Origin of the sequence: Oscillibacter sp., assembly GCF_032018205.1 — a bacterium.
GTDB lineage: Bacteria > Bacillota > Clostridia > Oscillospirales > Oscillospiraceae > Oscillibacter.
Genome location: NZ_DALZOY010000007.1, coordinates 151,667 through 163,957, shown reverse-complemented (window position 1 = coordinate 163,957; position 12,291 = coordinate 151,667). Strand labels below are relative to the sequence as shown.

Here is a 12,291-nt window from a genome sequence, read left to right as displayed (position 1 = left end):
CTTGGCTGGCAACGGCCCGGGAAGACAGGTAGCGCCAACACAGAGCGGACAGTCATTTGACTGTCCGCTCTGCCTTTTTATCTTTTCGTCTCGGGTGCCTTTTACTCTTGTTTTGCTGCCTGTGTAAATGAAAAATTGGTTTTGCAAACCGCTTCGGAAGAAAATCGACCGGATGATTGGTTCCGCCGACAGCTATTAAAGCGTATGATTTAGAGAGAGCGGCAAATACTCCTGTTGCATACCCTTGCGTTTACACGCTTATCGTGCTAAAATACTAAAAAGCTATAAACCTCACAATATATTTAAGAATGGAGGCCGTGTTTATGGATCGTAAAACCACTGGAATTGTAGCATATCTGACTTGGGTCGGATTGCTGATTGCGTTAATTGTCGGAGATCGGGAGGGAGCAAAGTTTCACCTCAATCAGGCACTGGTAATCTGGCTGGCCGGATTGCTGAGTATCATCCCGATCATCGGGTGGATTTGGGGCATCTTTTGCTTTGTCTGCGCGGTAATTGGCTTTATCGGCGCCATTAACGGCGAGGAAAAGGAAGTTCCTCTGCTGGGCCAGTTTAAGCTGCTGAAATAAGGAAGAGAAGCCGTGCAATGCACGGCTTCTTTATTTTAAGTGTCGAAAAGATTTTACCGTGTCGGCGTGATTGATCATCTGGCCCTCACTAATCTTATACTGAAGAAAATGATGGAGCCAAATACCAAGCACAGAAAAGCGGGCAGAAACCAACCGGGAAGTGTATTCGACAGGGAGGAATCGATGATAAGAAAGGAGAAAACTGCCGAAATCAGCAGTTGTAATGTGTCAAGCATGGCTCTCAAGATTTTATATACCCGTTCTTTGTTTTCCGCAGTGACGTGAACGCCGGTGTTCCAAGCCGATGGAAACCGGGATATTGCTGCCATTCCAAAATATATGATCCAGCCAAGTGCCAAAAAGATGAGCAACTCGTATTTACTTCCCCATCTGTCTATGGTACCCGAAGCATCGTAGTGTGCGGGCACTTGATCGGGTATTTTACCCCAGTTCAGCACCAGATATATGGCGCTTCCCAACAACAAAATGAGGCATATAGAGTTTACTGCGGCATGATAGCTACTCTTTTTTAATTTCACGGAGGAGGCCTTCTTTCAACTTTTTTATGATGGTATCATATCGAAGTGCTGATTGCAACGAATCTTGGAAAAAACCGAGGCTGCATGAACAGCCAATGCCGCGCTGTGGCCAAGACACGTGGCGCGGCCCCTTGCAATTCGTGTTGCTTTTGGATATAATAAAACGAATAAACTGCTTGAGGGAATTGGGTGCTATATGCTGTATCATGTTTTAGCCGTGGGTGATGTGGTGAGCGAGCCGGGGCTTGCTCATCTGGAAAAGACGCTGCGGCCCCTGAAAAAATTGAAGAATATCGCTTTCACCGTGGTGAACGGTGAAAATGCCGCCGCCGTGGGACTGACACCGGAGCAGGCGGAGCGCATTTACGACGCTGGGGCGGACGTCATTACGCTGGGCAACCACAGCTTTGACAAGCCCCAAATCGTGGATTTTCTGGACGAGCACTCCTATATTCTCCGCCCCGCCAACTACACCCGCCGTGCGCCGGGCCGGGGCTGGGGGATTTATGATTTGAACGGTGTGCGCATCCGTGTGGTGAACCTGATCGGGCGGTGCAACCTGAATTGGGGGGCGGACAACCCCTTCACCGTTGTCGACCAGCTTTTGACTGGTGAAAAGACGGATTTTACTTTGGTGGATTTTCACGCGCAGGCCACCAGCGAGAAGCTGGCTATGGGTTACTTCCTGGACGGGCGAGTTTCCGCCCTTTGGGGGACTCACACCCATGTGCCTACCGCCGACGAGCGGGTATATCCCAACGGGACGGGCTATATCACGGATTTGGGCATGACCGGCGCGGTGGAATCCGTGCTGGGTGTGAAGCCGGAGCAGTCTGTAGAGATGTTTTTGGGGGGCCTGCCGGGCCGGTTCCGGGCGCCCGAGGGGCCGGTAAAGCTTCAGGGAGCCGTTTTTACGCTGGACAGCGCCACCGGATTGTGCATCGGGGTGGAACGGGTGGACATCCGATAATGACGAGATAGAGAGGGACAGATTCATGTCAATCGAAAAGGTACGAGCTTATTTTCAAACGCAGGGCATCGAAGACCGCATTCGGGAGTTCGACGTGTCCTCAGCCACCGTGGATCTGGCGGCCCAAGCCGTGGGTGTAGAGGGTGCGCGGATTGCCAAAACCCTTAGCTTCAAGCTGGGGGACCGGGTGCTGCTGGTGGTCTGCGCGGGAGACGCCAAGGTGGACAACCGGCGTTATAAGGACCAGTTCGGAGGCAAGGCATCCATGCTGAGCCACGACGAGGCCGCTACGCTGGTGGGTCATGCCGTGGGCGGGGTGTGTCCCTTTGCAGTGAAGGAGGGCGTGGAGATTTATCTGGACGCGTCCATGCGTCGGTTCGACACGATTTTTCCGGCGGCGGGCAGCAGCAACAGCGCCGTGGAGATGACCTGTGACGAGCTTGAGAAATACTCCGGCGGAACATGGGTAGACGTGTGCAAGGCCTGGCGGCCCGACGAGCAGTAAATGCCTATGCTTCGATTTATTCATGCGGCGGACTTTCATCTGGACAGCGCGTTTCACGCGTTGTCGCCCCAGCGGGCGGCAGAGCGGCGGCGGGAGAGCCGAGAGCTTGGCGCGCGGCTGGCCGAGGAAGCCCTCCGCCGGGGCGCGGATTTGATGCTTCTCTCCGGCGACCTTTTCGACGGGACAAACAGCTTCCGCGAGACGCCGGAGGAGCTGGCCCAGGGCCTAAGCCGCGCCGGAATCAGCGTGTTCATCGCCCCCGGAAACCACGATTTTTACTCCGCAGACAGTCCCTATGCCACGGTTCAGTGGCCGGATAACGTGTACATATTTAAGTCCGGAGAGATAGAGAGCGTGGACCTGCCGGATTTGAACTGCACGGTCCACGGCGCGGCCTTTACCGCCCCGGAGCAGACGGCGGGACTTTTGACTGGATTTTCCGTGCCGCAGGACGGACGGATTCACCTGATGGCGCTCCACGGAGACGTGGAGCCGTCAGCCCCCCGCTACAACCCCGTAACGAAAGCGGAGATTGCTGACAGCGGCCTTACCTATCTGGCGTTGGGACATGTTCACGCAGCCTCCGGCCCCCAGAAAAGCGGGAGGACCCTTTGGGCCTATCCCGGCTGTCCGGAGGGACGGGGCTTTGATGAGTTGGGGGACAAGGGTTTTTATTTCGGCACCGTGTCCGACGAGGGGGCGGTGACGCTGGAATTTGTACCTTTTGCCCGCCACCGCTACGAGATTCTGACCGTGGACGTGACGGACCGGGACCCCCGGGAGGCGGTGGAAGCCGCCCTGCCAAAGTGGACCACCTACGATTTATACCGTATCATCTTCACCGGGGAGACGGATGAGCGGGGAATTGACCTGACGGCGCTGGAGACAGTGCTTTCCGGCCGGTTTTACGCACTGGAACTGCGGGATGGAACCCGTGTCCGTCAGGACGTTTGGGCAAGGGCGGGAGAGGACTCCCTCCGGGGAGAATTTCTCCGCCGCCTGCGCCAGCAGTATGACGCCGGGGACGAGGAAGAGCGGGAGCGCGTCAGCCGCGCCGTGCGGTTTGGCCTTGCGGCGCTGGACCACAGAGATATTTTATAAAGACATCGTTTTTTAAGGACATAGAATGAAAAAGATTTTAATGATCGGCACGGGCGGCACCATTGCCTCGCAGGTGACGGAGAACGGGTTGGCCCCAGAGCTCACCAGCGCACAGCTTTTGGCCCATATTCCCGCCATTTCCGGTATCTGCGAGGTGGAAAGCTTACAGCTTTTGAATCTGGACAGTACCAACATTGCGCCTGCCCACTGGCTGGAGATGGTGCGCTGCATCCGGGAGCACTATGAGGCTTACGACGGCTTCGTGCTCACCCACGGGACGGATACTATGGCCTATACAGCAGCCGCGCTGAGCTATCTCATTCAGAAAAGCCCCAAGCCCATCGTTTTCACCGGAGCGCAAAAGCCCATCGGCTTCGATGTGACGGACTCGAAAATAAACCTTACGGATGCGTTCCGCACGGCATCGTCTGATTTGCCGGGCGTATCTCTCGTGTTCAACGGGAAGGTGATTTTGGGGACTCGGGCGCAAAAAATCCGCTCTAAAAGCTTCGAGGCCTTTTCCAGCATCAATTATCCGTTTCTCGGGGTCCTGCGGGACGGGGTGCTGCTGCGCTACCTCCATGAGGATTGCGCGGGCGGGCCGATATTTTATGATCAACTGAATACAAAGGTGGGACTTTTGAAGCTGATTCCCGGCACGGAGCAGGCGTTGCTTGACTATCTGCTGGAGCGCTGCGACGCGCTGATGATCGAATCCTTCGGCGTGGGCGGCCTGCCGGATTACGAAGGTTCGGATTTCTGTGACAGCGTCTGCCGCTGGACGGCGCGGGGAAAGCTGGTGGTGCTCACCACGCAGGTGCAGAACGAGGGCAGCGATCTTGGCATCTACCATGTGGGACATCGGCTCAAGGGCGTTCCTGGGGTGCTGGAGGCGTTTGACATGACCACCGAGGCAGTGACGGCCAAGCTGATGTGGATTTTGGGACAGACACGGGACATGGCGGAGATTCAGCGCCTGTTTTACACCCCCGTCGCCCACGATATTTTGTGGCCTGCGGAGTGCTGAGATGGTAGTTGTTTCAAAAGAAGAATTTGACATCGAAAAAATTGCGGACAGCGGCCAGTGCTTTCGGCTGAAACGGCTGGAAGAGGGCCGCTTTCGTGCCGTGGCGGGCAGTCGGTGGACGGAGCTTCAGGAGCGGGCTGACACATGGGTGATAGACTGCTCCGAGGAGGAGTTTGACGGCTTCTGGCGGGATTATTTTGACCTCAATACTGATTACGCGGCATTCCGCGCCGCCGTTCCGCAGAAAGACGCGTATCTCACGGCAGCGGCGGCCTTCGGGACAGGAATCCGCATTTTGCGGCAGGACCCTTGGGAGATGCTGATAACTTTTATTATCTCCCAGCGGAAGAACATCCCCGCCATTCGCGCCTGTGTGGAGACGCTGTGCCGCCGATACGGAGAAGACCTTGGCCCGGAGTACGGGTTTCCCAGTGCGGCGGCGTTGGCCGCGGCGGGGGAGGATGGGCTGCGGGCCTGCGCGCTTGGCTATCGCGCGGGCTATGTTCTGGCCGCTGCGCGGATGGCGGAAAATGGAACGCTGAATCTTGCGGCACTGACGGAGCTTGACGACGAGGCTCTGCCGGAGAAGCTGATGACCGTTCCCGGCGTGGGCGTGAAGGTGGCGAGCTGCGTGGCGCTGTTCGGCTATCACCGCATTGCCGCGTTTCCCCGGGATGTGTGGATTAACCGGGTGGTGCGGGAGCGCTACCGAGGCCGGTTCCCGCTGTACCGCTACAAGGGCTTTGCCGGAGTGATGCAGCAATATCTTTTTTACTACGCCCGATGCGGAGAGCCGTGCGCAGCGGGATAAAGAAGCCGGGCGGAAGGAACGTTCCTTCCGCCCGGTTTGTATTTAACGTGGCTGCGGTCTTCACCCGAAAACAGGCGACGGCTGATCATGCCCCGGATTCCGGAAATTTGAATAAGTGACCGACTTGTATGAAGCCATAAATTCAGCTTTTGGCGGCCTGTATTATCTGCGCTTGATTTTGCCGCCGCTGCGCAGACAGATTTGCTCCGCCAGCGCGCGATACAGCTTCTCCGGCTCCACGGGCTTGTCCAGATGGTCGTCCATCCCGGCGGAGAGGCTGGCTTTTACGTCAAAGTCAAAGGCGTTGGCGGTCATGGCGATGATGGGAACCGTTTTTGCGTCGCCCCTGCGGAGATTGCGGATGACCCGCGCGGCGCTCAGCCCATCCATCACGGGCATCCGAATGTCCATCAAGATCGCGTCGTAATAGTCCCAGCCCCGCCGCATGAACAGGTCCACGGCCTGCTGGCCGTCCTCTGCCCACTCAACCAGTACGCCCGCCTTGCTTAATAGCTTTGTGGCAATGGCGGCGTTGAGCGGATGGTCCTCACACAGCAAAACCCGCTTGTCCCGCAGCTCCAAAAAGGTGCTGGTCTCTCCGGGGGGCGGAGGCTGATAGTGCTCCAAAACCTCTATGGGCAGTTCCACCGTGATGGATGTGCCCTCGCTCAGCTTGCTGCGGATAGAAACGGTTCCGCCCATCAGATGCACCAGATTCTGCACGATGGGCAGGCCCAGCCCGCTGCCGGCGTAACGGTTGCTCTGGGAGTTTGGCTCCTGAGAAAACGGCTCGAAGGCATGTTGCTGGAATTCCTCGCTCATGCCCACGCCGTTGTCGCTGACGCTAATCCGGCAGAGGGAAATTCTGTGCTGCTGTTTCATACATTCAATGCGAAATTTGATTTTTCCATGCTCAGGGGTAAATTTTACGGCGTTGGATAAAAGATTTGTGAAAATCTGCCGCATTCTCACCCGGTCTGCCAGAATGTATTCGTTTTTGAAACCCACAAATTTTGTGGTAATCTGAATGTCCTTCAACTGTGCGGACGGGTAAATCCCTGAGAGCGTGTGCTCAATCAGTTCCGAGGCCAGCACAGGCTCCTTGTGCAGTTCAATCTTTTGCCCCTCAATCCGGCTCATATCCAGCGTGTCGTTAATCAAGCTTAAAAGGTAATTGCTGGAATCCCGGATGGCGGAGAGATTTGCCTGCGCCTCCTGAGAGAGATCGGGAAGATCCATGGTCAGCGCGGTCATTCCCAAAATGCCGTTCATGGGGGTGCGCATGTCGTGGCTCATGCGGGAGAGGAAATCGGTTTTCGCTGTGTTGGCGCTTTGAAGGGCTAAATTCTGTCGGCTGATCCGGCGGGTGAACACCGCAAGCACCCCGAGCGCCCCCAGCAGACCGGCAAGCGCCGCAAGCACAGACAGGGTTTGTGTCGGATGGCTGCGAATCAGGTCCAGCGGGTCGCCGTACTGCGGCCTGTCCGTCTGGGCGCGGATAATCAACTGGCCGATTTCATCGGCGGAGACGGTGTCCAGCGTTTTGTTGAGAACGGCGCTGAGGACGACGTTTCCCTGAGTGACGCCGAAGCAGACGCCTTGGCTGTAATTATCCGTGAAAACGGAAACCACGTTCCCGTAACGGTACACGCTGAGATAATACTCCGCGATGTAGTTGTTCAAAATGGTGACGTCCGCTTTGCCGGAGGAGACTGCCCGGATACAGGTGCCCCAGTCGTCAAAATAGAGGAGCTGTTCCGGCAAAAAATCTCGCAAAAGAAGCCGGGATGGAGAACCGGGACCGTCCACCACCGCCACCGTGCAGTCTGAAAGGTTTACTTCAACGTCCTCTTGCTGAAGCCAGCAGTAGTTGGCGGTAAAAAACGTGTCCGTGACACTGACGCCGCTTTCCGCCGCATGAAGAAGATTATTTGAGTAGCCCGGAAGAATCAGCGGTTCCCCTTGCGCGTCCGTCGTTGGAGTATCCCGGGAAACCGCCTCGTACTCCACGCCAAGCTTCCTGCACAGCAGCTCCGCCAGTGCGGGGAAAAAGCCCTTATACACGCCGTCCTCCAGCCGGGAGAGATAGCCTTCCTCCTCGGCGAAGGCAAAGCGGAGACCGCCGACCCCCGCCACGTATTCCACCTCCGCACGGGTCAGCGGCACGCAGACACGCTCCGGAAACCATTTTTTATAAAGACCCGACATGAAAAGCGGCTCGTTTATCTCCAATCGGTCCATGGCGCTGTCCAGAAGTGAGAGTGCAGGATCGTCCTGCCGCATGAGAATATGGTTGGTGGTATTGTCGAACCGGGCAAGAATTTTCATGTCGTCCTTCAGGTCCATCACGTTGGAAATCACCGCGTCCGCCATGCCGGAATCCAGCATGACGCGGGCCTCGCCGTAGTCGCCACAGACCAGAAGCTGATCCTCGCTGATGCCGAATTCCGAAAGCCGGGAGGCAATTACATCGCGGCTCAGAAGACTATCGGAAACCGCTACCCGCAGGTCGCCAAAGGCGTCGTAATCGCAGTAGTACAGCCCTTGATTGGAATTCAGGGTCATCAGCGCATGATAGGTGTTTAAAATCGCGTGGGAACTCATCCCGGGTGTGGAAGAGGGAATCAGGGGCATGGACACCGGCATCCGGAGATCGGCCTTTCCCTCCGCCAGCATATCGCGGGTGCTGTCCCAGCTATCCGCCGCCACGTAGGTAAAGCTCACCCCGGCATACTGGGACAGCTTGTCCAAGAGTTCCACGCCATAGCCTGTCTCATTCCCGCAGGCGTCGTATTCAAAAAAACCGTCCAGAGGATAAAAAGCCACCTTCAGCGCGGGGAGGCTGCTCCCGGCGTCTTCCGTGGCAAGACAGGGAAGGGACCAGCCCGCACTCAGAAAAAGCGCACAAAGGGCAACCAGCGCCCCGCGAAGGATTCGGTTCTTCATACCCTCACTGCCTTTCAATCCGGTTGCGTCAAAAACGCTCGGCTGCGTCAAAAACTGTAAAATTTTACATTATTTTATCATATGCCACCGGCAGAAGCAATATATTTGGAAGATTCTGGCCGCATTCGTCCTAAAACGCGAAAAACCGTCCGCCGAAGCCTGCAAGCAGGCTCGGCGGACGGCAAATGATTATAGGAGGAAGGCAGCGAAATTTATTTGCACAGTGCGGCTGTATCCCGGGCAATCATCAGTTCCTCGTCCGTGGGGATCAGCAGCACCTTTACACGGGAGTCGGCGGCGGAGATTACCTGCTCCTTACCACGGCACTTGTTGGCCTCGGCATCCATCTTCACACCCATGAACTCCAGATCGGAGCCAATTTCCAGCCTCTGCTCGGGAGAGTTTTCGCCCACACCGGCAGTGAACACGATGGCGTCCACCCCGCCCATGGCGGCGGCGTATGCGCCGATGAGCTTCTTCACGCCGTAGTTGAACATGTCGATGGCAAGGGCCGCCTGCTGGTTGCCCTTTTCTGCGGCCTCCTCTAAATCGCGGAAATCGGAGGATACGCCGGACACGCCCATCACGCCGGACTTCTTGTTGAGGATGTCCAGCATTTCGTCGATGCTCAGCTTGTACTTGTTCATCAGGTACTGAAGGATGCCTGCGTCAATGTCGCCAACACGGGTGCCCATGGGCAAGCCCGCCACGGGGGTGAAGCCCATGGAGGTGTCCACGCTCTTTCCGCCGTCCACAGCGGTGACGGAGGAGCCGTTGCCAAGGTGGCAGGTGATGATTTTCAGCTCGGCGGCGGGCTTGTCCAGCATTTCCGCGGCGCGGGCGGACACATACATGTGGGAGGTTCCGTGGAACCCGTACCGCCGAACCTTGTCCGTTTTGTAATAGTCATAGGGCAGGGCATAGGTGAACGCCTTGGCGGGCATGGTCTGGTGGAAAGCGGTATCGAACACGGCGGCCATGGGCACGCCGGGCATGGCCTTTTCGCAGGCGCGGATGCCGGTGATGTTGGCGGGATTGTGGAGCGGGGCCAAGGGGATGCAGTCCTCCACGGCCTTCATGACCTCCTCGGTGATCACCACGGACTTGTTAAAAGCCTCGCCGCCGTGAACCACGCGATGGCCCACCGCCTGAATCTCCTGCATAGAGCCGATGACGCCGTTTTTCTCGTCCACCAGCGCGCCCAGCACGGCCGCAATGGCCTCGGAATGGGTGGGCATGGCCACGTCGACGGCCTTCAGGGTTTCCTTGCCCTCAATCTGGGGCTTATAGGTGAACTTTCCGTCGAGTCCGATACGCTCGCAAAGGCCCTTGGCCAGAACCACGCCGGTATCCGGGTCCATTAGCTGGTATTTCAGGGAAGAACTTCCTGCGTTAATCACGAGAACATTCATGGTAACTCCTCTTTCCGCGGGCGGCCCTTGCAGACAGCCCTAAAATCATGTAAAATAGGTTTGCCCTTTTTCATAAAATGGCACACTACCTCTTTAGTATAACAAAAAAATCTCAGGATACAACTGCCAATTTAACCGAATTGTCACTTATTTGTAACGGGTTCGAGGTGAAATCTGTGGAAACCGCTGGTATTATTGTAGAGTATAATCCGGTTCATTCCGGGCATGTCTGGCAGATTGCGAAAACCCGGCAGGCGCTGGGGGAGGATACGGCGATTGTTTGCTGCATGAGCGGCTGCTGGGTGCAGAGCGCGGCGCCCGCCATTGCTGACAAATGGCTGCGGGCGCGGCTGGCAGTGATGGGTGGGGCGGATCTGGTTTTGGAGCTGCCTACTATGTGGGCGGTATCCTCGGCGGAGACGTTTGCCATGGGCGGCGTGAGTCTGCTGGCGGCCACAGGCGTGGTGAGGCACCTGTCTTTTGGCAGCGAATGCGGGGAGATTGAAAGTCTGCAAGCTGTGGCACAATGCCTTAATTCCCGGGAGTATGCGGCAGAGCTTCGCCGCTTTCTGGACCGGGGACTGCCCTTCGCCGTCTGCCGCCAGATGGCGGTGACGGAGCTGGCGGGCGCAAAGCTGGGCGCGCTGCTGGCAACGCCCAATAACAATCTTGGGATCGAATATCTGCGGGCGGTGCTCCGTCTGGGTGCGGACCTGCGGCCCATGACCGTGCGGCGGGAGGGCGCAGGCTATCACGACGATGCCGCCCCGCAGGGAAGCCGCTTTATCTCCGCAACGCAGGCTCGCCGATGGATGGCCGGTGGTGAATGGGAAAAGGCCACACCCTATCTGGTTCCGGGGGAGCGGGAGCTTTTGCAAAGTGCGGAGCTGGCGCCGCCGCCGCTTTCCGATTTGACGGAGCGGGCGTTTCTTTCACGCCTGCGGACCATGACGGCGGAGGATTGGGCAGAGCTTCCCGACAGCGCCCCGAGTGAAGGACTTCCCGACCGTCTGGTCCGGGCAGGGAGGCAAGCCCTGTCTTTGGAGGAATTTTACGAGCTTGCAAAGACGAAGCGCTACCCCCACGCCCGGCTGCGGCGGCTGGCCCTGTGGGCGTTTTTGGGTCTGCGGGCGCAGGACCGGCCAAAGACCCCGCCTTATTTGCGGGTGCTGGCGGCGGGGGAACGGGGGCGGGTCCTGCTGCGTAGGATGAAAGAAACCGCCATTTTGCCGGTTTTGACGAAACCGGCCCATGCGCGGCGGCTGGAGGAACCCTGCCGCCGGAGCCTTGAACTGGAGGCCCGCTGTACCGATCTGTACGGGCTGTGTCTGCCCCACGTTCCTCCCGGCGGACGGGAGTGGAGAGAGGGACCGGCCATCCTCTGAAAAGGAGATTTTCTATGCGAAAACAAATTTTGTTCATGCTGGGGCTGTCTCTGGCGCTGCTGGCGGGCTGTGCCAACGCCGCCCCCGGCGGCCCTGCATTCGCACCGGCGGACGAGTCTTTTGGCGCCATGGGGGCAACCAGCGTGCTGTCCTCCTCGTCGGAGATGCTGGACTTTGCACTGGAGAGCGAAAAGAAAAGCGACACGCGCCTTGCGGAAGACGGCACCACGCTGGCCTCATACAGCTATGAGCTTCCCGTGCTCCGGGTAATCACGGAGGACGGCCAGATTCTGGATTCTGCCGCCACGGCGGCGGAGAAGGCTGCGCTGGACGTAGCCGCCGCATTCAACGGCAATTTTGAAGATTGGCTGGAGAGCACGGATTTTTCAAGTGTGCTTGACTGGGCGGAGGAGGATTACGCCCGCCGGGTGGAAGGCAATTTGGACTGGTACAACAATTATGAGGAGGAGTTCACCTTCACCTCCTGGCGGACGGATCGGCTGATCAGCATTGGCGGGGCATATTACAGCTATACCGGCGGCGCCCATCCCAATTCTGTTTTCTTGGGCTGGAATTTTGATTTGCAGACCGGACGTTTTCTTCACCCGGCGGCGCTGGGTGAGGATTCCGAGAAATTTCAGGCGGCGGTGACGGAGGAAATTATTCGGCAGGCCGACGCCCGGGCCACCGAGAATGGCTTTGAATCGCCTACGGAGATGTATTGGGAAGACTATCAGAGCATTGCCGCCCAGTGGCCCGATTATGCCGTGACGTTTTCTGACGAAGGCATGACGGTGGTCTTTTCCGCCTATGGAATGGCCAGCTACGCTGCGGGAGAGCAGACCTTTGTCCTTGACCGGAACTTTTTGGAGCCCTATCTCAGCGAGGATGGCAGACTTCTGCTGAATATTTCCAAAAATATGGAAGACGCGGCGAAGCCCGCCCCGTGAGATCGACTTTAAAACCTGCGCCGCCGGATATCAGGCGGCGCAGGTTTTGCTTGGT

General features: G+C 57.5%; 11 protein-coding genes. 8 read left to right on the top strand and 3 right to left on the bottom strand.

What is annotated here, in order from left to right; all coding sequences use genetic code 11:
* The first annotated feature begins 323 nt into the window (after nt 1-323).
* Complete coding sequence (locus tag RTU96_RS07590) at nt 324-590, top strand: hypothetical protein (protein ID WP_294854799.1); 267 nt, start codon at nt 324-326, stop codon at nt 588-590.
* A 74-nt stretch (nt 591-664) separates the two neighbouring features.
* Here RTU96_RS07590 and RTU96_RS07585 read toward each other — a convergent pair whose 3' ends face one another.
* Entirely contained in the window at nt 665-1,129 is a 465-nt protein-coding gene (locus RTU96_RS07585) for a DUF1648 domain-containing protein (RefSeq protein WP_312635945.1), read from the bottom strand.
* Between the two features lie 196 nt (nt 1,130-1,325).
* On the opposite strand from RTU96_RS07585, the gene RTU96_RS07580 reads away from it, so the two are divergent.
* Genes RTU96_RS07580 through RTU96_RS07560 form a run of 5 tightly spaced genes read left to right on the top strand, consistent with a single transcriptional unit; the run spans nt 1,326 to nt 5,543 of the window.
* Entirely contained in the window at nt 1,326-2,099 is a 774-nt protein-coding gene (locus tag RTU96_RS07580) for a TIGR00282 family metallophosphoesterase (protein ID WP_312635944.1), read from the top strand.
* 25 nt (nt 2,100-2,124) lie between these two features.
* A complete protein-coding gene (locus RTU96_RS07575) occupies nt 2,125-2,604 on the top strand; it encodes a YbaK/EbsC family protein (RefSeq protein ID WP_294854795.1) in 480 nt (159 codons plus the stop codon).
* Nucleotides 2,605-2,610: 6 nt separating this feature from the next.
* Entirely contained in the window at nt 2,611-3,705 is a 1,095-nt protein-coding gene (locus RTU96_RS07570; RefSeq protein ID WP_312635942.1) for a DNA repair exonuclease, read from the top strand.
* A 25-nt stretch (nt 3,706-3,730) separates the two neighbouring features.
* The gene (locus RTU96_RS07565) at nt 3,731-4,732 is read left to right on the top strand and encodes an asparaginase (RefSeq protein ID WP_312635941.1); all 1,002 of its coding nucleotides are present in this window, start codon (nt 3,731-3,733) and stop codon (nt 4,730-4,732) included.
* 1 nt (nt 4,733) lies between these two features.
* Complete coding sequence (locus RTU96_RS07560) at nt 4,734-5,543, top strand: DNA glycosylase (protein ID WP_312635940.1); 810 nt, start codon at nt 4,734-4,736, stop codon at nt 5,541-5,543.
* A 162-nt stretch (nt 5,544-5,705) separates the two neighbouring features.
* Here the strand turns inward: RTU96_RS07560 and RTU96_RS07555 are convergent, their stop codons facing one another.
* Nucleotides 5,706-8,489 carry an ATP-binding protein gene (locus RTU96_RS07555; protein WP_312635938.1) on the bottom strand — a complete coding sequence of 928 codons (2,784 nt, stop codon included), beginning with the start codon at nt 8,487-8,489 and terminating at the stop codon, nt 5,706-5,708.
* A 212-nt stretch (nt 8,490-8,701) separates the two neighbouring features.
* Nucleotides 8,702-9,901, bottom strand: coding sequence for an acetate kinase (locus RTU96_RS07550; protein WP_312635937.1), 1,200 nt, complete (start codon nt 9,899-9,901; stop codon nt 8,702-8,704).
* 176 nt (nt 9,902-10,077) lie between these two features.
* Here RTU96_RS07550 and RTU96_RS07545 point away from each other — a divergent pair, with 176 nt between their 5' ends.
* Both RTU96_RS07545 and RTU96_RS07540 read left to right on the top strand, forming a co-directional pair.
* Nucleotides 10,078-11,286 (top strand): nucleotidyltransferase family protein, encoded by a 1,209-nt coding sequence (locus RTU96_RS07545; protein WP_312635936.1) that lies wholly within the window; start codon nt 10,078-10,080, stop codon nt 11,284-11,286.
* Nucleotides 11,287-11,300: 14 nt separating this feature from the next.
* A complete protein-coding gene (locus RTU96_RS07540) occupies nt 11,301-12,236 on the top strand; it encodes a DUF3298 domain-containing protein (protein WP_312635935.1) in 936 nt (311 codons plus the stop codon).
* Nucleotides 12,237-12,291: the final 55 nt, after the last annotated feature.